Origin of the sequence: Janthinobacterium sp. CG_23.3, from assembly GCF_046115965.1 — a bacterium.
GTDB lineage: Bacteria > Pseudomonadota > Gammaproteobacteria > Burkholderiales > Burkholderiaceae_D > Janthinobacterium.
Window position 1 is genome coordinate 1 of sequence record NZ_JBJXIB010000028.1, and the last position, 19,258, is coordinate 19,258.

Genomic DNA, 19,258 nt, shown 5'->3' on the forward strand with positions numbered 1-19,258 from the left:
AAATATCGAGAGTAAACGCCTTTTTCAAAGAGTTTACAAGCGATACCTACAAGCTGTGCTCATCGCCTCGGCTCCGCCTTCATGCAATCGCCCTGCGATAAGTCTGACTAATACTGCAGGTGACGCCAGTAGTGCCGCTAATACGCTTGCGCAATGATGTCGCGATTCCAGGGCTAAACATCGGGGTAACTTAATTTACGCGGCGGCTAGGCGCCACAGCGAGGTCACTTCGGCGGCGCGCGCGGCGTGCAGGGCGTCGCTGGCGTCGGCGGCGCGCGGGTGGGTCGGCTTGACGTCGAGGCGCGCCAGCACCTTCAGGCCGGCCGCCTCGATCCAGCCGAGCAGCTCGGCGCGCGGGCGCAGGCCCAGGTGCTCGGCCAGGTCGGAGAGGATCAGCCAGCCTTCGCCGCCCGGCTCCAAGTGTTCGGCCAGGCCGCCCAGGAAGCCGCGCAGCATGCGGCTTTCCGGGTCGTAGACGGCAAATTCAATCGGCGAGCTGGGTCGCGCCGGCAGCCACGGCGGATTACACACGATCAGCGGCGCGCGCCCGGCCGGGAACAGGTCGGCCTGCACCACCTCGACCTTGTCGGCCAGACCGAGCCGGGCCAGGTTTTCGCGCGCGCAGCTGAGCGCGCGCGGGTCCATGTCGGTGGCGACGACGCGCTGGATGCCGCGCTGCGCCAGCACCGCCGCCAGCACCCCGGTGCCGGTGCCGATGTCGAAGGCCAGGGCGGCGCGCGGCGGAATCGGCGCGTCCGCCACCAGGCCGACGTATTCGCTGCGGATCGGCGCGAACACGCCGTAGTGCGGGTGGATGCGCTGGCCCAGCGTGGCCAGTTCGACGCCGGTGCGGCGCCATTCATGCGCGCCGATCAGGCCGAGCAGTTCGCGCAGCGACGCGACGAAAGGCTCCTCGCCGCGGCCGTAGGCCTCGTTGCAGGCCAGCTGGACGTCGGGCGCGCGGCGCAGCGGAATGCTGTAGTCGGCCTCGAACGGCAGCAGCAGCATGGCCAGCGTGCGCGCGCGTTGCGACTGGGCCTGGCGGTGCAGGTTGAAAGCCTCGGTCGGCGAGGCCGGCGGCTTGGCGGCGCGCGCCTCCTTGGCGGCCTTGGCGCGCTTGCCGGACTTGTCGTGCTTTTGGTCGGCGCGCCGCGCCAGCGCCTGCAGCAGTTGGCGCGCGTTCTGGAAGTCGCCGCGCCACAGCAGGGCGGTGCCTTCGCAGGCCAGGCGGTAGGCGACGTCGGCGTTGGTGCGGTCGTCGGCCAGCACCACCTTTTTCGGCGCCGGCATGCCGCTCTCAGAGCGCCAGCGCGCCGAACGCTCCTGGCCCTCCTCGATCCAGTGGATCAGCGGGTACGGCGCGGCGGCGCTCATGCCGCCACCTGCGGGCAAGGGTCGGCGAAATGGCGCGCGGCGGAGCGCGGCGCGGCGGTGCGGAAGGTCAAGGACATGGCGGTCATTCGAAAAGGAGGAGGGGCGCGCGGCGGTGTCGCGTGCGGCAGCCCGTGGTTTGTCCCGCCATTATACGTGGCGCGCGGGCTCCATGATTACGGGCATGGTTTTTCGAAAGACGACCTAGGCGGCGTCTTTTTAAACGGCCGGCTTGTCCGTCGTGACGGCGTCGGCCGCGACCGGCACGCCGTAGGCGTCGGCCAGCATTTTGGCGCGCGCCCTGGCCTCGTCCCGCGCCTGGGTGGCGCCGGCGTCGAGCTGGGTCGCCTGCTTGACCAGATTGAGCATGCGCAGCGACAGCGAGCCGCCTTGGGCGGCGCCGCCTTCGGCCGGCGGCGCTTGCAGGTCGCCGCGCAGTTGCTGGCCGAGCAGTTTGAACAGGTCGCTCAGGCTGCCCGGGAAGTTGACGTCCGGCAGCTCCCGCGTCGGCAGGGCGTCGTCGGCGCCGGCCATGTCGGCGCCCGGCGCGGCGCCGGTGCCGGCGCCGGCGCTGCCGGCGTCGTCGCGGCTGCGGCTCGCCGTCGACGCCTCGATGCGGGCCGCGTATTCGACCTCGATTTCAAACTCGTAGCTTTGGCCGTCGGCGGTGGTAATGGTGCCCTTGCCGATGAAGTGCGCGCTTTCGCTGAGCCGGAAGGCGGCCGCGTCGAAGCTGCCGTTCGGCCCTTCGCGGTGGCGCACGGCGGCGGCGAAACTGGACTCGACCGACAAGCTGGCCGAATCGAACTGGATGGTGGCGCCGTCGGCGGCGTCGCCCAGCAGGCTGCGCGTGAAGCTGTTGAGGAAGCCTTGCGCGACGTCGAGGGTGGCGTTGCCGAGCGCGTCGGTGCGCTCGAGCAGCGCTTGCGCAGACAAGTCCAGCCCGCCCTGCGACAGCGAGACGCCGTTCAGCGGCGAGTTCGGATGTCCCTCGTGCGCGGCGGCGACCCGGCCGCCGCTTCTGGCATCGCCTTGCGCGGCGGGCGTGGGGTGCGGCAACTGGCGCGCGTTCAGGGCGGGGAGGAGGGACATGGTGGGCTGCCTTGGGAAAGGTGATTACATATTGTTATCGGCAGCGCCTGCGATTCCTTGAGGCTGGCGCTGAAATCTTGGCGCAAACATTCAAACCAAGGACCTAACCCCGGAACTTTTGGGTTGATTTTTAGCGTTGCCGGCCCGCTAGCGTCAGTGGTGGTGCGCCCAGCTGCCGTCGGCCGATTCCAGATACGATTTGACGGCGTCGGCCGAGCCGGTGGCGTGGCGCTTCAGCTCGCCACACTGGCACAGGCCCTGGTAGGGCTGGATGTGCGAGCAGGCCGATACCTTCTGCAGGTAGACCTGGACCGATTTCGCGCATTTGGCGCATTTGAAGGTGAGAGTGCGGGCTGCTTTCATGATTTCCTTGGTGGGTTGACGGTGCGGCGCTGTCGCGCGAGGCGGAATTCTATCACTGCGCTAATTTATTATCTGTATGACAGCAAATTTTGCGTTGGCATGAGCTTGATCAGCAGTATGTCGTCAGAAAATGTAACAACGGTCAACGGCGGGCTTATGCTAACGTTATTGGCACAAATGCCAGTGATGTTTCTAAGAGGCCACAAAATGGAACAGCCTAAACCCCCTAGCAAGGAAGTTGTGCGGCGCTGGTTGCGCGCCGAACTGGAGCAGCGCCGCCCGCCGCCCGACCCGAAACAGATCCGCCGCGAACTGGGCTGGGATTTGGTGAAGATGGAACGCGACCCGTATAAGCGGTAGCGACAGGCCGGCGCGCCACGGCGGACCATGCCGGATTACGCTATCGCTCCTCCGACCGACGCCACGCTGCACGGCCTTTATTGCACCGAGACGGCGCTTTTGCCGCCGGCCATCGGTTGCACCATGATTTTGGTCGCGATGCGTTCCGTCATCTCCTGCACGTGGGAGATCACGCCGACTTTGCGCCCCATCGATTGCAGGCCGTCGAGGGCGTCCATGGCCACCCGTAGCGTTTCCGAGTCGAGGCTGCCGAAGCCCTCGTCGATGAACAGCGATTCGACCCGCACCCGGTTCGACGACAGCGAGGCCAGGCCCAGCGCCAGCGCCAGCGACACCAGGAACGACTCGCCGCCCGACAGCGAGTGCACCGAGCGCAGTTCGCCACCCATGTCCTGGTCGCGCACCATCAGCCCCAGCGAGGGGTTGGCCGGGTTGTCGATGCGCTCCAGCTGGTAGCGCCGCGCCAGCTGGTTCAGGTGCGCATTGGCGTAGCCGAGCAGCACGTCGAGCGTGAACTGCTGCGCGTAGTTGCGGAACTTTTTGCCGTCGGCCGAGCCGATCAATTCGTTCATGCGCGCCCAGCGCCGCTCGATGTCTTCCTGCTGGCCGATTTCGGCCAGCATGCCCTGCGCGCTGTGGCGGCGCGCGTCGTCCTGGGCGATGCCCAGGCGCAACGCGGTGGCCGCGTCGTGCGCGGTTTTGCGCTCCAGCGTCAGCGCGGCCAGGTCGTCGGCCAGGCCGGCGGCGTCGCGCTGGCCGGGTCCGTCGGCCTGGCCGCCCTGCTGGTGCTGCTGGTGCTGCTGGTGCTGCTGGCGTTGCGCACGGCGCTCGGCCAGCACGGTGGCGGCGCTGGCCGCGCCGGCGTCGAGCGCCTGCAAGGCGCGCCGTTCCGCCGCGATGGCCTCGGCCGGCACCGCCAGCAGTGCGCGCAATTGCTCCAGGTCTTGCGCGGCGCCGTCGGCTGGTTCCGCCGGCCCCCGCAGATACTGCTGCAGCCACGCCGCCAGCCGCGCGGCCGCGGCCACGGCGGCCGCGCCCAGGTCGGCCAGCCGGCGCTGCGCCTGCGCCAGCGCCTCGTCGAGCCTGGCGCGCTGCTGCTCGGCCTGGCGCTGGCTTTCCTGCTGCGCCGCCAGCTGGCGCTTCGCCAGCTCGACCGCGGCGCCCAGCGCGGCCTCGACGTCGCCGACGGCGCGGCCCTGCCACAGCGCCGCGCGCTCGCCTTGCATCGCCTTCGCTTGCGCGTCCAGCGTGGCGAAGGCGCGTTGCGCGGCGCCGGCGTCCAGCTCGGCCTTGGCCGCCAGCGCGGCCGCCGCCTTCAGCTCGACGCCGGCGCTGGCCAGTGCCACGGCGCGCTCGTCGTGGGCGCCGCGCTGCGCCAGCCATTGCCGGCTGTCGGCGTGGCGCGCGGCGTGGAAGCGCGACGGCGCCGCGTGCCAGCTGTCTTTCCAGTCTTCGTTGACGACGTCGGCGTGGTTGAAGGCGCTGTCGAGTTCATCGAGCAGGCCGCCCAGTTGCAGCGCCAGCGCGATGCGCTTTTCCTCCAGCCCGGCCAACTCGCCGTTCAACTGCGCCAGCCGGGTTTGCGCGGCGGCGGCGGCGGCCACCAGGCCGGCGTGCGCGCCGGCGGCCTGGTCGCAGGCGCGCTGCGCCTGGTCGCGCGCGGCCAGGGCATGGTGCAGCGCCTGCTCCTGCTGTTGCAGCGCTTGCAGCGCGCCCTGGCTTGCTGTCAGCTGGGCGGCGAGCCAGGCGCCGGGTTCGTCGCCGGGCGGCAGTTGCAGCGCGCCGGCCTGCTTGCGCCACAGCGGCGCGCCGGCGTCGACGGCCTCGGCCAGCTCGCGCAGCTCGTCCTTCAGCGCGCCCAATTGCTCGATGCAGCCGGCCTTGACGGTGCGCTGGCTGGCCTGCTGGGCGATGTTCTCCTCGGCGTCGCGGCGGCAGCGCGCCACCTCCGCCTGCAGGCTGGCGAGCATGGCGTGCAGGGCGTCGTCCTCGTCGCGGTACGGGTGTTGCAGCGCGCCGCAGACCGGGCAGGGGGCGTCGTCGGCCAGCGTGGCGCGCAGCGTTTTGACGCTGGCCGCGCAGGCCGCCTCGGCGCCCTTCAGCGAACGCTCGGCCTGGCTGAACGCGGCCATCAGCGGCTCCGCCTTGGCCTGCTCCGCCGCCAGCGCCGCCTCGGCTGTCGCCATGGCCCGCTGCCATTGCGTCGACTGGCCCCGCAGCAGCGCCTGGCGGGCCTGTTTGCCGGCCAGCGCGGTCCAGGTTTTTTCCGCGTCCGCCAATGCGTCGCGGCGCTGTTCCAGCTGGCGCCGGCGTTGCGGCAGCGCGTCGCCGTCGACGGCGGCCAAGGCCGCGCCGGCTTGCTGTCTTTGGCTTTCCAGCGCCAGCACGGCCTGCGCCGACGCCGCCAGCCCGTCGGCGCAGGCGGCGGCGTCGTCGGCGCTGGCGCCGGCCGCCTGCTGCGCCGCGGCGGCCGCGTGGGCGACGCCGTCGGCCTGCGCGGCGGCTTGCCCGGCCTGGACGAACAGCAGGTCCCAGCGCGGCCACCCTTGCGCCAGCGCCTGCCATTGCTGGTGTTGTTCCAGCCAGGCGGCGCTGCCGTTCTGCGCGGCGGCCAACTGCTCGTACCGCTCTTTTTTCTCCTGCGCGGCGGCGCGGGCCGCCTCGTGGGCGCGCTCGCTTTCGCGGCCAATTAGCGCCGCCTGCCGGTGGCTCGGGCGCAACGCGTCCAGGCGCGCGTCGAGCGCCTTGGCCTGGTCCAGTTGCGGCGCGGCGTCGCGCTGGGCCCGCTCCGCCGCCTGCAGCGCGGCGCCGCCTTGGCGCAGCGCCGCCGCCGACGCGTCCTGCGCCAGCGCGGCCTGCGCCGCGTCGCGCTGGCTGGCCGCCAGCACCGCGTGGGTGCGCGCCAGCTCGGCGTCGATGCGGGCGATGTCGTCGGCCAGCGGGCGCGCCGCCTGCACCGCGTCGTTGTGCGCCAGCGCGGCGCGGCGCGCGCCGGCCAGCGCAATCTCGGCCTGGCTCGCGTGCAGGGCCTGCTCGGCCAATTGCTCGTTGTGGCGCAGCTTGGCCGCTTCCTGGTGCCAGCGCACATGCTGCTCCAGCGCCGCCTTGCGCTGCTCCAGCGCGGCCAGGGCGGCGTCGGCGGCCGCGCTGTCGGCGTCCAGCGCGATGCGCGCCTCGGCGCCCAGCGGCTTCTGGTCGGCCAGCCGTTCGGTCAGGCGCAGCAGCAGCGCCTGTTCGCGCCGCGCGCGTTCGTAGGCGCGCATGGAAATGGCGCTGTAGACGGTGCTGCCGGTCAGCGTTTCGAGCAGCTCGCCGCGTTCGTTGTCCTCGGTCTTGAGGAAGGTGGAGAACTCGTTTTGCGCCAGCAGCACGGCGCGCGTGAACTGTTCGAACGAGAGGCCGATGCGCTGTTCGATTTCCACCTTGACCTCGGTCTTGGTGGCGCCGATCGGCTGCAGCGCCGGCAATTGGTGCAGGCTCATGGCGGTCGGTTGCAGCGCGCCCTCGGCCTTGGTGCGCGAACGCCGCACGCTCCAGCGCGCGCGGTAGGCGCGGCCGTCGTTGCCGACGAAGTCGACTTCGGCGTAGCCGTCGGCGGCGCCGCGGCGCAGCAGCGTGCGGGTGTCCTGGGCCGACACGGTTTCCTTGCCGACGTCGGGCAGCGCGTTGCGCCCGGCCACCTTGAGCAGGCGCGGGGTGGCGTCGTACAGGGCCAGGCAGAGCGCGTCGAGCAGGGTGCTTTTGCCGGCGCCGGTGGGGCCGCTGATGGCGAACAGGCCGCTCGACGCCAGCGGTTCCTGTTCGAAGTCCACGCCAAATTCGCCGGCCAGCGAGGCCAGGTTCTTACCGCCGATTCTGAGGATTCTCATGGCGCTTTATCTCCCAACATCAGTTCGGCGAAGGCGCTCAGTTGTTCGGCCGGCGCCTCGCTGGCGTATTTTTGCAGGTACAGGCGGCGGAAGATGTCGTCCGGCTGCAGCTGGTCGAGCTGGTCGAGCGTCAGCGGCGCGGCGCTGGCGCCGCGGGCGGCGCTGGAGGTTTCAATTTTGGCCAGGCGCACCGCCTTGTGCTCCAGCGCCGCCTCGACGCGCGCGCGCAGGCCCGGTTCGGGCGCGTCCAGCCGCACCCGCACCTCCAGGAACGGCAGCGCTTCCGGCGCCGCCTCGGGCAGCGCCAGCGCCACCAGCTCGGCCAGTACCTGCTCCAGCGGCGCCGGTTTGCTCGGTACGCGCAGCAGTTCCACCGCGCGCGGCACCGGCAGCGCGCTGATCGCGCCCAGCGCCTCGCCGTCGAGGTCGACGCGCAGGATCTGGTGGCGGTAGCCGACTTCGGCGAACGACAGCGGAATCGGGCTGCCGCAGTAGCGCAGGTGGGCCTGCTTGCCGACTTGCTGGGCCAGGTGCAGGTGGCCCAGCGCGGCGTAGACGATGGCCGGGTCGAACACGCCCGAGGGCAGCATTTCGGCGCCGCCGATGACGATGCGGCGCTCCGAGTCGTTCGACATTTCGCCGCCGACCATGTGGCAGTGGCCCATCGCGACGATGGCCTGGCCCGGCTGGCGCCGCGCCAGCGCGACGTCGAGCGCCTGGCGGTACAGCAGGGCGATGCCGGCCAGGTAGGGGTCGGGCGCGGCGGCGCCGTCCGGCGCCGCCGCCTGGGCCGGCGCGCGCGGCACGTCGCCCGGGCGCAGGAAGGGCAGCGCCAGGCACCAGGCGCGCACCGCGCCGCCCTTGTCGGTGAGCGGCAGCACCATCCGTTCGACGTCGATGTTGCCGTCGGCGTCGCGCAGCACGTGGCCGATGACGTGGGTGCCGTGCGCCTGCAGCAGCGGCGCCGGCGCCTCCAGCCGGCCGGGCGAGTCGTGGTTGCCGGCGATGGCGATCAGGTTCAGGTGCGGCGCCCGCTGCCGGGCCCGTTGCAGGAAGGTGTACAACTGCTTTTGCGACGCCGCCGACGGGTTGGCGTTGTCGAAAATGTCGCCGGCGATCAGCAGCGCGTCGGCCTGCTCGGCGACGATGGTGTCGAGCAGCCAGTCGAGGAAGCACTGGTGCTCGTGGCCGCGTTCGAAGTTGTGCAGGGTCTGGCCGAGATGCCAGTCGGAGGTGTGCAGCAGGCGCATAGGGGTATCGGGGCGGGGAACAGGCGCCCAATATAGCGTAATCTGGCCGCGCCGGTGGCGGCTTTCGTCGGCGGCGGCCGGGCGTCGGATTGCGCTGTCGCCCATCCGACCCGCGGACGCGGCGGGGATTGCCCGGCCTACGCCGCCAGCGCGCCGGCGCGGTAGGTGTTGCGGCCGGCCTGCTTGGCCTGGTACAGCAGCACGTCGGCCTGTTTCAGCAGCGCCGCCGGGCTCAGGTCCTCGTTGCGGTAGTAGGCCAGGCCGATGCTCGCCGAGATCGCCACGGTGACGCCGTCCAGCTCGAACGGCGCCTGCATCGCCGTGACGATCTTCGCCGCCAGCACCGAGGCGTCCTCCGGCCGCGCGATCTTCTCCATGATGATGGTGAACTCGTCGCCGCCCAGGCGGGCGATGGTGTCGCTGGCGCGCATGGTGTGCGTCAGGCGCGTCGAAAAGGCCCGCAGCAGGGCGTCGCCGACGCTGTGGCCGTGGGTGTCGTTGACCGGCTTGAAACGGTCGATATCCATATACATCACGGCCATCAGGCTGGCGCCGTCCTGGCCGTCCTGGCATTGCCGCATCGCGTCGCTGAGCTTTTGCAGGAAGCCGGCGCGGTTGGTCAGGCCGGTCAGGGCGTCGACCTGGGCCAGCTTGAGCAGGCGCCGCTTCTCGCGCTTTTGCATCGTGATGTCCTGCCGCATGACGTGGAAGCCGACCACGCCGGCGCTATCCTCGCCCCACTGCGGAATGTAGGTGACCTCGAGGCAGCGCTCGCCGCCCTCGAGCTCGTCGTCCTCCTCGAAGCTGAGCGTCTCGCCGCCCAGCACCCGCGCGATGTGGGGCGCCAGGCGCCGGTAGTGCTCCTCGCCGACGGTGTCGCGCACGCTCTGGCCCAGCACGTGCTGGCCGGTCTGGCTGAATTCGCGCTCGTAGGCGATGTTGTGGAAGCGGTAAACCTGCTCGGCGTCGATGTAGGCGATCATCGCCGGCAGCGTGTCGGCGATGGTGCGCAGGCGCGCCTCGCTCTCGAGCAGCGCCACCTCCGACTCGCGCAGCAGGGTGATGTCGTCGAAGCTGCCGACGTAGCCGGCGACGGCGTCGTCGACCAGGATGGCGGCGATCTTCACCGACAGCCAGGCCGCCTTGCCGTCGCGGTGCAGGCCGCGCAGCGTGGCCTGGAACGGCTGGTGGTTGCGCGCCAGGCGCGCCAGCGCCGCCGCCAGCCTGGCCTGGTCGTCCGGGTGCACCGCCGCGGTCCAGCCCTGGCCCAGCGCGGCGCCGCGCGCCAGCCCGGTGATCGACTCGAAGGGGCGGTTGGCGTAGGTGCACTGGCGCGCCGGGTCCAGGCGCACCAGGCCGAGCGGCGAGGAGTCGGTGACGGCGGCCAGCTCGGCCTGGTTTTCGCGCAGCGCCTGTTCGTGGCGCAGCCGCAGCGAGACGTCCTCGGCGATGGAGAGGATGTATTCGGTCTGGCCGTGCTGGTCGAACAGCGGCATCGACACCGTGTGCAGGTGGCGCAGCGTGCCGTCGGCGCCGCGCAGCGCCTTGGCGGGCAGTTCGATCACGCCGCCCGCGGCCACCAGTTCGCGGTCGCCGGCGTCGTCGCCGTGCAGGCCGAAACCGGGCGCGAAGGCGTCGGCGCCGTGCTTGCCGATGACCTGGGCGGCGGCGTAGCCGGTGACGCCTTCGGCGGCCTTGTTCCAGATCACCATTTGGCCGAAGGTCTCCGGCCGCGCGCTCTTCACGTACACCAGCACCGGCAGGTGCTCGATCAGCGACTGCAGGAAGGCGCGGTTGTTGCGCGTCTCCAGCTCGTCCTGCTTGCGCGCGCTGATGTCGCGCGTGGTGACGGCGACGCCGTCCTCGATGGCGACGATCTGGTGGTGCAGCCAGTGCTTGGCGCCCGAGCTCAGGCGCACCTCGAACTCGTCCTCGAGCGGTACGCCGCTGTGCAGCACCGTCAGGTACTGGCCGAAAAAGCAGGGCTGGCGCAGGATCGGCACCAACTGGCAGGCCTTGCTGTTGAGTACGTCCGCGCGCGGCTTGCCGAGCATATCGGCGGCGCGCTCGTTGACGTCGGCGAAAATGAAGTCCTCGACCGCGCCGTCGAGCCCGTCGGGGCGCCAGGCCTTGAGCAGGAACACCGCGTCCAGGCTGCCCTGGGCGGCCGCGCGCAGCATCGACTGCGCCTCGCTGGCGGCGCGCATGCTGCTGCGCAGGCGCAGGCTTTGCCGCATCAGCGTGGCGACCACGGCGACGATCAGCAGCGTGGCGACGCTGGCCGCGCCGAAATACACGTTGCGGCGCTGGCCGAAATTGGCCATCGCCACCTGCTGCGAGATGCCGACCACCGCCAGCAGCGCGTAGCGCGGCATGTCGCGGAAGCTGTAGATGCGCGTGACCTGGTCGAACGGCTGGCGGATCAGCAGCTGCTCGGGCGGAGACGCTGGCCCGGCCGGCGCGACGAAGTCGATCCTGTCGCTCAGGATCAGCTGTTCGCCGGCGCGCCCGACCGACAGGCCGGTGTCGCGCGTGAGCAGCAGCAGGGCGCCGGCGGCGTCGACGTTGAGGCGGTCGTAGTCGTCGACGAAGTAGCTGGGGTCGATCATGACGACGACCACGCCGGCGAAGCGGCCGGCGGCGTCGTTGAGGCGGCGCGAGCTGCGGATCAGCCATTTTTTCGTACTCGCTTCCAGCACCGGCGTGCCGAACAGCGGCGTGTCGGACGGGTTGGCCGCGTGCGCCTTGAAAAAATCCGCGTCGGCTACGGCGCCCGGCATGAAGGCGTTGACGCTGTCGACGACGGCGCCGTCGGCGCCGATCAGGGCGATCGGCAAATCCAGTTTCGACGGCAGCACGCTGTCGAGCAGTCCGCCGCGGCGGGTGAACTCGTTGAGCGCGCAGCGCGCCGCCGCTCTCCTCGAATTTCAATTTGAACAACTGGGTGGCGTGGTCGGTCTGGCGCAGGATGTGGCTGGTGTGGTCGGCCAGCGTGCGCGCCAGCGACTGGCTGGTGGCGACCGCCTCGCGCAGCGCGCCGGCGCGCTCCTGCCCGACCTGGTAGCTGACCGCGCCCCACATCGCCAACAACAGGGCCAGGGCGAAGACGGGCAGCAGTAGCACCCGATACAATCGGCTCAGCGAACGTTGCACGGTTCTAGGCGAAGAGATCAATTGGGCGCTGCCACCAGGGTCGTTGAACGGGCGAACATGCCGCACAGCAGAACCGCGCGCGGCGCCGTCGACATGTTTCTATTCTGCACCTATTTGCCGGGCCTGGGGCCGGCCACCGAAAAAATATCGCGCCGCGGCGCCACGCCGCGCCACCGTTGGACGGGGCGCGGACGCCGTTCAGCCAGCGGGCCGGCGGCGCTAGAAACCAGGCAAAAGCAAGGAGCCGGGGTCGGACCCTTGGTGTGAGCTATTTCAACGTCGCCGGCGCCCCGAAGCGCGCCACCACGAACTCGATAAAGGTGGTCAGCTTCGGCGTCGACTGCCGGTCGCGCGGATACAGCAGGTGCATCGGCCGCGCCGGCGGGACGAATTGCGCCAGCAGCGGCACCAGGCGGCCGCGTTGGATCTGCTCGGCCAGCACGATTTCGGGCTGCATGACGATGCCGAAGCCGGCCAGCGCGGCCTGCATCAGCGCATGCCCGTTGTTGGAGCGGAAGCGGCTGGCCGGCAGCGCCGGCGCCGCCTCGGACGGCTCCAGGCGCCAGCGCACCAGGCGCCGCCAATGCAGGAAGTCGAGGCACTGGTGGCGCGCCAGATCGGCCGGCGTCAGCGGCGTGCCGAAGCGCGCCAGATAATCGGGCGAGGCGCAGATGGCGTGCTTGAAGGGGCGCAGCGGCCGCGCCACCATGCTCGAGTCGTCCAGCGGCCCGACGCGGATGGCCGCGTCCAAGCCCTCCTCGACGAGGTCGGAATTGCGGTTGCTCAGGTTCAGGTCCAGGTTGACCTCGGGGTACTGGTCCAGGTAGGCCGTCATCGCCGGCGCCAGGCATTCGCTGCCGAAGGCCACCGGCGCGCTGACCTTGAGCGTGCCGCGCGCGGTGGCGCGCATCGCCTGGGCGCCGGAGTCGGCGACGCGGATCTGCGCCAGGATCTGCCGGCAATGCTCGCAATACAGCTCGCCGATCTCGGTCAGGCTCTGGCGCCGGGTGGTGCGGTTCAACAGGCGCGCGCCCAGTTGCTGCTCCAGCGCGGCGATGTGCTTGCTGACCATCACCGTCGACATGTCCAGCGCCCGCCCGACCGCCGTGAAACTGCCGGCGTCAACCACGCCGACAAACACTTCCATACCGCGCAGCTTGTCCATGATTGTTAAGTCTGGGTTAATAATGTTCTAAATCATAGCCCATTTATCAAAGAGGGGAAGCCAACGATACTGGTGGCGAGCCCTTGCCGGCGCGGCCCCACAGCCCTCCACCCCTATTTCGAAATGCATATCATGACAATGTCCACCTGGCTCGTGTTTCTACTCGCTTCGCTCGTCACCACCTTCAGCCCCGGCCCCGGCGTCCTGCTGGCGATCTCGACGTCGGCCTCTGTCGGCGTGCGGCGCACCGCATACAGCAGCGCCGGCAACGCGCTGGGCGTGGTCGTCGTCGCGACGACCGCCGCCGCCGGCGTGGGCATGCTGTTGCAGACCTCGGCCGTCGCGTTTGCCGCGTTGAAGGCGCTCGGCGCCGGCTACCTGGTCTATCTCGGCGTGCGCCAATGGCGCCGCCGCGCCGCGCCGCTCCAGCCTGCCGCCGCCGGGGCCGCAACCGTCGCCACGCGCCGCGGCTTGTTTCTGCGCGGCCTGCTGGTAGCGCTCACCAATCCCAAGTCCATCCTGTTTTTCAGTGCCGTCTTCCCGCAGTTCATGCACGATAACGAGCCGGCCTTGTTCGCCCTCCTGATCAGCACCTTCGTCGCCTGCACCTTGCTGTCGCACCTGTGCTACGCGCTGTTGGCCCGCGCCATCGGCAAACGGGCGATGGGCGCGTCGCGCGCGCGCCTGGCCAACCGCGCCGGTGGCGCCGTGTTCATCGGCCTCGGCTGCTCGCTGCTGGGCTTGTCGGCGCGGCCGGCGTAAACGCTAGCGCTTGGCCAGCGCGATGAGCCGCTCCAGCGCCGCGTCGTGGCCGCCAAACAGGCTGGCGGGATCGCCGGCGGAAAAGACCGGCAGGGCGAGCTTGGGCGGAACGCCGCGGCCCTCATATAGATTGCCCCTCGGGTCAATATAGCTTTCGTTGGAGAGCGACACCACGAAATTGCCGGGCAAGGACTTGAGCAGCTTGTTTGACATCGAGCCGCTGGTGGGCTGGCCGACCTGGGTCACGTTCGGAAGCTCGCGCATCATCAGCGCCAGCGTGTCGCCGGCGCTGACGGTACGGTCGGTGGTCAGCAGATACACCGGCTTGCGGTACTGCGCGCCGCCTTTCGGCTCGACAAACCACTCGCTGGGCGTGCGCCCTTGCGGCCGGCGTTGCCGGACCGTGAAGGCGGGGCGGCGGTCGGCAAAGCTGCCGGCGATTTCGGCGCTCACCAGGTCGTAGCCGCCATCGTTGATGGCGACATCGACGATGACGGCCTTGGTGTTGGCCAGCCCGGCGATGGCGCGGTCCATTTCGGCGCGTATCGCCGCCAGATCGGTGGCCGTATCGGCGTTATCGCTGAACTCGCCCATTCTCGAGATGCCGATATAGCCGATGTTTCCGGCCAGTTGGCCCCAGACCATCGCGCCGTTCAGCACGCGGCCCTGGCTGCCGCCGCTCAAACGTTTCTGCACGCCGTCCTGCATGTGGGCGCGCAACGCCGACTCGAATTTCCCGTAGCTGCCGACCTCGTCCTGCGCGTCGTACGCCTGTTTCAGCATGGTTAATGTGGGTGCGCCGGACGCCTCGACGTAAAACACCGGTTGTGCCCCGTCGAAACGGGCGAGCGCCACATGCTCGTCGTTGAAGCCCTGGACCGCCTCGACCAGCACCGCCTGCAACGCCAGCTCGTCGGCGGCAAGCGCGGCCTTCGGCGCCAGCGCCGCATAGCGCGCGGCCCAATCGATATGGCGCTCCTTGAAGGAGGCGTAATCCAGGTCGAAGATGTCCTACATGGTCTTGAACGTGGTCGCCGGATTGGCCGGCGGCGTGGCGCGGCAGTTGGCCGGGATCTGCGCCAATTGCACCAGGGTGTAGGCGGAAGGCGCCTTCGGCACCGCATACAGCTCCAGCTTGACGCCATCCGACGCCGTCGTGTGCTTGTACGGTCTTTTCGCTGGTGCGAGGCACTGCAAGCGCGGCCAGCGCGGCGCTGCGTCGGCGTAAACGCTGTCAATATGGCCGTTGTCGCATCGGCAATCTAAACGCGACAGCTTTTTTGCATACTTGTGCCTTCATAATGAAGGCAGTATCCCCAATAGCTTCAAATATTCGCTTATTCTATGCATGTTCCGGGTTCTGGCCGGATCGAAGCAACGTTAATCAAGCTCAATTGAAGGCTGTCATGCAAAGCAAAAAGCCGGATGCGGCAAAACTGGACAAGATCGTCGCCGACGCGCGCCGCGCCGCCGACCTGCGCGAGGGCGGCTACCGCGAGCGCTCGCTGAAGATGTACCCGTGGATCTGCGGGCGCTGCATGCGCGAGTTCACCCGCGCCAACGTGCAGCAACTGACGGTGCACCACCGCGACCACAACCACGACAACAACCCGCCCGACGGCAGCAACTGGGAGTTGCTGTGCCTGTATTGCCACGACAACGAGCACTCGCGCTACCTGGAAGCAGACCGCGGCGCCGGGCTAAAATCGGCCGAGGTGGCGCCGGCCACGCACAATCCCTTCGCCGCGCTGGCCGGCCTGATCAAGAAGAAGGAGTAGGCCTTGGCCGAACTGACGCTGTCGCTGGCGGCGGCGCGCGCGCTGCACCTGGCCGCCCAGGGTCTGGCGCAGCCGCGCCGCAAAAAGGCCGTCAAGGCCGACCTGCTGGCGGCGATCCGCCAGATGGGCGTGCTGCAGATCGACACCATCCACGTGGTCGCGCGCAGCCCCTACCTGGTGCTGTGGAGCCGCCTGGGCGACTATCCGCAGCCGTGGCTGGAGCAGTTGCTGGGCGAGGGCGCGCTGTTCGAATACTGGGCCCACGAGGCGTGCTTCGTGCCGGTCGAGGACTACGGCCTGTACCGCCACCGCATGCTCGACCCGGCGGCGATGGGCTGGAAGTATTCGGTCAAGTGGATGAACGAACGGCGCGCCGACGTCGACGCCGTGCTCGAACACATTCGCGCCCACGGCGCCACCCGCTCGGCCGACTTCGAGCGCAGCGACGGCAAGGGTGGCGCCTGGTGGGGCTGGAAGCCGGAGAAGCGCTCGCTCGAAGTGTTGTTTACCTCCGGCGTGCTGATGATCGCGCGGCGCCACAACTTCCAGCGCTACTACGACCTGGCCGAGCGCGTGCTGCCCGGCTGGCACGACGAACGGATGCCGTCGATGGCGGCGAGCGGGCGCGCGCTGGCGCTGCAAAGCGTCAAGGCGCTGGGCCTGGCGAAGGCGTCCTGGATCGCCGACTACTTCCGCACCAAGGGCGCGCGCCCCGACCTCGACGCGCTGGTGGCGGAGGGCGCGCTGCTGCGCGCCCGGGTCGAGGGCTGGGAGCAGCCGGTCTACCTGCACCCGGACCACCTGGCGCTGGCCGAAAGCGCCGCCGCCGGCGCGCTGGCGTCGAGCGTGACGACGATCCTGTCGCCGTTCGACCCGGTGGTGTGGGACCGCCGCCGCGCGCTCGAACTGTTCGGCTTCGACTACCGGCTGGAGTGCTACACGCCGGCCGAGAAGCGCCGCTACGGCTATTTCACGCTGCCGATCCTGCGCCGCGGCGCGCTGGTCGGGCGGGTCGACGCCAAGGCGCACCGCGGCGACGGCGTTTTCGAGCTGAAGTCGCTGGCGCTGGAGCCTGGCGTGCGCCTGAGCGCGCGCTTCACCGCCGACGTGGCCGGCGCGCTGCAACGCCTGGCCAACTGGCACGGCTGCCCGCGCGTGCGCGTCACGCAGACGCTGCCGGACGCTTTCGCGGCGGCCCTGCGCGCCGCGCTCAACGCCGCCGATGTCGATGTCGGCGCCGTCCCGCTCAACCTTGATTCGGAAGCCACCGCATGATGCTGCCCGCCGCGCCGGAAAACATCCTCACGGCCGACGGCCAGCCCAAATTCGGCCGCTACGCCGGCCATGTCGGGCATTTCGACTGGCACGAGCTGGCGCCGCCGCACGCGCGCGGGCGCTGGTGGCGGCGCTTCCACCACAAGCGCTGGCACTACGTCGCGCTGGCCACGCCGGAGCTGTTCTGCGGCGTCGCCATCGTCGACGTCGGCTGGACCAACACCGCCTTCGCCTACGCCTTCGACCGGCGCGAGCGGCGCATCGTCGCCGAGTTCTCGCAGGACGGCGTGCCCGGCCTGAGCGCCAGCGTGGCGGCGCACGCGGACGGCGCCAGCCGCTTCCGCTTCCTGTCCAGGCACATCAGCATCGCCTGCGTCGGGCAGCGCCTGTACCGGCTCAAGCTGGCCGGCGCCGGCCTGGCGATCGAGGCCGAGTTCGGCCCCGACCTGATGCCGCTGCTGCTGGCGTTCGGGCCGGCCGCCGGCGGCTCGGTGCACGCCACCCAGAAGTCGACCGGCTTGCCGCTGTGGGGCGAGGCGCGCTGCGGCGCGGCGCGCTACAAGCTGGACGGCGGCGTCGCCAGCTTCGACTACTCGAACGGCCTGCTGGCGCGCCACACCGCCTGGCGCTGGGCCTCGGCGCACAGCCTGGATGTTGGCTTCAACCTGCAGGCCGGCTACTTCGGCGCCAACGAGAACGCGCTGTGGCTGGACGGCCAGCTGTTCGCGCTGGGCGCCGCGCATTTCAACTTCAACCCGGCCGCGCCGCTGGCGCCGTGGCACATCTACACCGACGACGGCCTGCTCGAGCTGCACTTCAAGCCCGAGGGCGCGCGCGCCGAAGACAAGAATTTGTTGATCGCGGCAAGCCGCTACGTGCAGCCGATCGGCACCTTCAGCGGCTGGGTGCGGGCCAGCCTGGACGCGCCCAAGCGCATCGTCTCGCAACTGGTCGGCGTGACCGAGGACCACGAGTCGCGCTGGTAGGGGGGAGGCGTGGGGTTGGCGCGTCGCAGGCGGCGCCCGGCCCGGAAAAATCGCCATCGTGTCGCAGTCCGGCGCGCTCGTCGCCGGCGTGCTGGACTGGGCCAGCGCGCACGGCATCGGTTTCTCCAAGTTCGTCTCGCTGGGCGGCGCCGCCGACGTGCCCGAGCTGGCCGAACTCGACATCAACCCGCTGCTGGCCGACGCCAACGGCGTGATCGCCCTCGACGCCCGCATCCGCCTGCAACCGGGCGGGCGCGCCGACCGCCTGGCGATCCGCCCCTACGCGGCCGAGCTGGAGCAGCGATTGCAGTGGCAGGGCGGGGCGCTGACGCTGCGCCCGATCCGCCCGGAGGACGCGCCGGCGCACCTGGCGTTTTTCAAGCGGCTCGACCCGGAGGACGTGCGCCTGCGCTTCTTCACCGCCGTCAGCGAGCTGGCGCCGGCCCAGCTGGCGCGCCTGACGCAGATCGACTACGACCGCGCAATGGCCTTCATCGCCACCCGCGCCGGGCCGGACGGCGCGCTGGAGACGCTGGGCGTGGTGCGCGCGGTGGCCGACCCGGACAACGTCGGCGCCGATTTCGCGATTGCGGTGCGATCGGACTTGAAAGGGCGCGGACTTGGGTCTATTCTGTTTGGCAAGCTGATCGATTACTTCGGCAGCCGCGGCACCGAACAACTGCGCGGCGAAGCGCTGGCCCAGAACGACGGCATGCAGCAGCTGGTGCGGCGCTTTGGCGGCGAGGTGCACGCCTCGTCCGACCCCGGCACCGTCAATCTGCTATTGAAACTGCAAGCGCAAGAAGAGTAATATTGCCCAAAACGTGGCAAATAAACCACACTCCGGTACGGCGCAACCCCGGCCCTCATACCGCTCGGTGAAGGATGTTCGCAGGTCGGCTTAGCCGGAACGGCGTACCCCGACTGGCGCCGGCGGCGCGGCGTCGCGGATTGCGCTTGGCTATCCAACCTACGCAAGCTTGGCCCCGTCCAGCGCCGCACGATTCACTGGCCGTGGTTTGTTTGATATCAAATTCACCGTAGTCAGCTTTACTTATACTTTCCATTCCGGGTTTCGACGCACGTGCCGCACTTGCGTCGAAGCCGCGAATCACCCACCCCTGCCGCCCCCGCGGCAGCCGGTTTGCTTGGGAGTAAGAATGTTAACGGCTACATATACTTTGGTTGCTTTATCGGTGGAACAGGCCAGCGTGCGCGTCAGCCTGCAGTCGTTTCAACACTATGTGCAAGCCAATCTGCGGCACCAAAACAGCATCAGCCTGGCGCAGTTGCAATACGCCTGCGATTGCCTGAATCGCCTGTACCAGGCCTGCCACTGGCGCAAAATCGAAATGTACCTGATCCCGGCGCTGCGCCAGGCCACCGAACAGGCCGACCGCCTGCTCGACGAATTGAGCACGCTCAACAACGCCGCGCTCGACATCGTCAAGGCGATGCAGGCGCGCGCCGGCAGCATGACGGCCAACAACGACGAGCACGTGGCGCAGTTGTGCGCCAGCATGGACGCCTTTTGCACCGCGCTGCTGCAGCGGCTCGAACGCGAGGAGCGCGAACTGTTCGGCATCGCCCGCAGCGCCATCTGCGGCGAAGCCTGGTTTAGCATCGCCAACCAGTTCCTGCTGCACGACGCGCGGGTGGTCGAAACGCGGCGCGCCAAAGCCCCCGTGTTCGAACTGCCGTTGCCGCCGCAGCCGGCCGGCGCCGACGAGCGGTCGCGCTTCGAGCCGCCCGAGGCGCTGGCGGCGCTGCCTTTGCCGCGCCGCGCCCACGCGCTCAAGCGCGCCGCCGCCGAATAAAATTGGCCCGCAACCCG

17 protein-coding genes are annotated in these 19,258 nt (G+C 69.7%); 8 read left to right on the forward strand and 9 right to left on the reverse strand.

All coding sequences use genetic code 11. The features are described 5' to 3' along the window. Window positions 1–195: 195 nt before the first annotated feature. From ACFDR9_RS09380 to ACFDR9_RS09390, 3 genes are all read right to left on the reverse strand, one after another. Window positions 196–1,374: a methyltransferase gene (locus tag ACFDR9_RS09380; protein WP_409030819.1), complete on the reverse strand. Its 1,179-nt coding sequence runs from the start codon at window positions 1,372–1,374 to the stop codon at window positions 196–198. 216 nt (window positions 1,375–1,590) lie between these two features. Next, on the reverse strand, window positions 1,591–2,463 hold the full coding sequence (locus tag ACFDR9_RS09385; protein ID WP_409030820.1) for a hypothetical protein: 873 nt from the start codon (window positions 2,461–2,463) through the stop codon (window positions 1,591–1,593). Window positions 2,464–2,616: 153 nt separating this feature from the next. Beyond that, the gene (locus ACFDR9_RS09390) at window positions 2,617–2,826 is read right to left on the reverse strand and encodes a hypothetical protein (protein WP_017876486.1); all 210 of its coding nucleotides are present in this window, start codon (window positions 2,824–2,826) and stop codon (window positions 2,617–2,619) included. A 207-nt stretch (window positions 2,827–3,033) separates the two neighbouring features. Between ACFDR9_RS09390 and ACFDR9_RS09395 the strand changes: the two genes are divergently transcribed. Further along, on the forward strand, window positions 3,034–3,186 hold the full coding sequence (locus tag ACFDR9_RS09395; RefSeq protein WP_198292017.1) for a hypothetical protein: 153 nt from the start codon (window positions 3,034–3,036) through the stop codon (window positions 3,184–3,186). 77 nt (window positions 3,187–3,263) lie between these two features. On the opposite strand, the gene ACFDR9_RS09400 is transcribed toward ACFDR9_RS09395, so the two are convergent. From ACFDR9_RS09400 to ACFDR9_RS09410, 3 genes are all read right to left on the reverse strand, one after another. Then, window positions 3,264–7,055: an AAA family ATPase gene (locus ACFDR9_RS09400; protein ID WP_017876484.1), complete on the reverse strand. Its 3,792-nt coding sequence runs from the start codon at window positions 7,053–7,055 to the stop codon at window positions 3,264–3,266. Continuing rightward, on the reverse strand, window positions 7,052–8,305 hold the full coding sequence (locus ACFDR9_RS09405) for an exonuclease SbcCD subunit D C-terminal domain-containing protein (RefSeq protein ID WP_017876483.1): 1,254 nt from the start codon (window positions 8,303–8,305) through the stop codon (window positions 7,052–7,054). The genes ACFDR9_RS09400 and ACFDR9_RS09405 overlap by 4 nt, the downstream gene beginning before the upstream one ends. Window positions 8,306–8,442: 137 nt before the next feature. Continuing rightward, window positions 8,443–11,163, reverse strand: coding sequence for a PAS domain-containing protein (locus ACFDR9_RS09410; protein ID WP_017876482.1), 2,721 nt, complete (start codon window positions 11,161–11,163; stop codon window positions 8,443–8,445). A 74-nt stretch (window positions 11,164–11,237) separates the two neighbouring features. Here ACFDR9_RS09410 and ACFDR9_RS09415 point away from each other — a divergent pair, with 74 nt between their 5' ends. Then, window positions 11,238–11,369 carry a hypothetical protein gene (locus ACFDR9_RS09415; RefSeq protein WP_017876481.1) on the forward strand — a complete coding sequence of 44 codons (132 nt, stop codon included), beginning with the start codon at window positions 11,238–11,240 and terminating at the stop codon, window positions 11,367–11,369. A 357-nt stretch (window positions 11,370–11,726) separates the two neighbouring features. Here the strand turns inward: ACFDR9_RS09415 and ACFDR9_RS09420 are convergent, their stop codons facing one another. Next, a complete protein-coding gene (locus tag ACFDR9_RS09420) occupies window positions 11,727–12,623 on the reverse strand; it encodes a LysR family transcriptional regulator (protein ID WP_017876480.1) in 897 nt (298 codons plus the stop codon). A gap of 132 nt (window positions 12,624–12,755) precedes the next feature. Between ACFDR9_RS09420 and ACFDR9_RS09425 the strand changes: the two genes are divergently transcribed. After that, window positions 12,756–13,385, forward strand: coding sequence for a LysE family translocator (locus ACFDR9_RS09425; RefSeq protein WP_026132828.1), 630 nt, complete (start codon window positions 12,756–12,758; stop codon window positions 13,383–13,385). A 3-nt stretch (window positions 13,386–13,388) separates the two neighbouring features. On the opposite strand, the gene ACFDR9_RS09430 is transcribed toward ACFDR9_RS09425, so the two are convergent. Both ACFDR9_RS09430 and ACFDR9_RS09435 read right to left on the reverse strand, forming a co-directional pair. After that, window positions 13,389–14,279: a S41 family peptidase gene (locus ACFDR9_RS09430; RefSeq protein WP_232429790.1), complete on the reverse strand. Its 891-nt coding sequence runs from the start codon at window positions 14,277–14,279 to the stop codon at window positions 13,389–13,391. 117 nt (window positions 14,280–14,396) lie between these two features. Beyond that, window positions 14,397–14,582, reverse strand: a complete 186-nt coding sequence (locus ACFDR9_RS09435) for a hypothetical protein (protein ID WP_017876477.1) — start codon at window positions 14,580–14,582, stop codon at window positions 14,397–14,399. Window positions 14,583–14,791: 209 nt separating this feature from the next. Between ACFDR9_RS09435 and ACFDR9_RS09440 the strand changes: the two genes are divergently transcribed. From ACFDR9_RS09440 to ACFDR9_RS09460, 5 genes are all read left to right on the forward strand, one after another. Next, window positions 14,792–15,163: a YajD family HNH nuclease gene (locus tag ACFDR9_RS09440; protein WP_017876476.1), complete on the forward strand. Its 372-nt coding sequence runs from the start codon at window positions 14,792–14,794 to the stop codon at window positions 15,161–15,163. Window positions 15,164–15,166: 3 nt separating this feature from the next. Beyond that, a complete protein-coding gene (locus tag ACFDR9_RS09445) occupies window positions 15,167–16,438 on the forward strand; it encodes a winged helix-turn-helix domain-containing protein (RefSeq protein WP_017876475.1) in 1,272 nt (423 codons plus the stop codon). Then, the gene (locus ACFDR9_RS09450) at window positions 16,435–17,424 is read left to right on the forward strand and encodes a DUF2804 domain-containing protein (protein ID WP_017876474.1); all 990 of its coding nucleotides are present in this window, start codon (window positions 16,435–16,437) and stop codon (window positions 17,422–17,424) included. The genes ACFDR9_RS09445 and ACFDR9_RS09450 overlap by 4 nt, the downstream gene beginning before the upstream one ends. Before the next feature lie 49 nt (window positions 17,425–17,473). Further along, complete coding sequence (locus tag ACFDR9_RS09455) at window positions 17,474–18,235, forward strand: GNAT family N-acetyltransferase (protein ID WP_409030840.1); 762 nt, start codon at window positions 17,474–17,476, stop codon at window positions 18,233–18,235. A gap of 370 nt (window positions 18,236–18,605) precedes the next feature. Beyond that, the gene (locus ACFDR9_RS09460) at window positions 18,606–19,241 is read left to right on the forward strand and encodes a hypothetical protein (protein ID WP_409030821.1); all 636 of its coding nucleotides are present in this window, start codon (window positions 18,606–18,608) and stop codon (window positions 19,239–19,241) included. Window positions 19,242–19,258: the final 17 nt, after the last annotated feature.

What these genes read in the sequence shown, in the direction of transcription:
- ACFDR9_RS09380 (WP_409030819.1), bottom strand. Translation starts at nt 1,374, where the DNA reads ATGAGCGCCGCCGCGCCGTACCCGCTGATCCACTGGATCGAGGAGGGC.
- ACFDR9_RS09385 (WP_409030820.1), bottom strand. Translation starts at nt 2,463, where the DNA reads ATGTCCCTCCTCCCCGCCCTGAACGCGCGCCAGTTGCCGCACCCCACG.
- ACFDR9_RS09390 (WP_017876486.1), bottom strand. Translation starts at nt 2,826, where the DNA reads ATGAAAGCAGCCCGCACTCTCACCTTCAAATGCGCCAAATGCGCGAAA.
- ACFDR9_RS09395 (WP_198292017.1), top strand. Translation starts at nt 3,034, where the DNA reads ATGGAACAGCCTAAACCCCCTAGCAAGGAAGTTGTGCGGCGCTGGTTG.
- ACFDR9_RS09400 (WP_017876484.1), bottom strand. Translation starts at nt 7,055, where the DNA reads ATGAGAATCCTCAGAATCGGCGGTAAGAACCTGGCCTCGCTGGCCGGC.
- ACFDR9_RS09405 (WP_017876483.1), bottom strand. Translation starts at nt 8,305, where the DNA reads ATGCGCCTGCTGCACACCTCCGACTGGCATCTCGGCCAGACCCTGCAC.
- ACFDR9_RS09420 (WP_017876480.1), bottom strand. Translation starts at nt 12,623, where the DNA reads ATGGACAAGCTGCGCGGTATGGAAGTGTTTGTCGGCGTGGTTGACGCC.
- ACFDR9_RS09425 (WP_026132828.1), top strand. Translation starts at nt 12,756, where the DNA reads ATGACAATGTCCACCTGGCTCGTGTTTCTACTCGCTTCGCTCGTCACC.
- ACFDR9_RS09440 (WP_017876476.1), top strand. Translation starts at nt 14,792, where the DNA reads ATGCAAAGCAAAAAGCCGGATGCGGCAAAACTGGACAAGATCGTCGCC.
- ACFDR9_RS09450 (WP_017876474.1), top strand. Translation starts at nt 16,435, where the DNA reads ATGATGCTGCCCGCCGCGCCGGAAAACATCCTCACGGCCGACGGCCAG.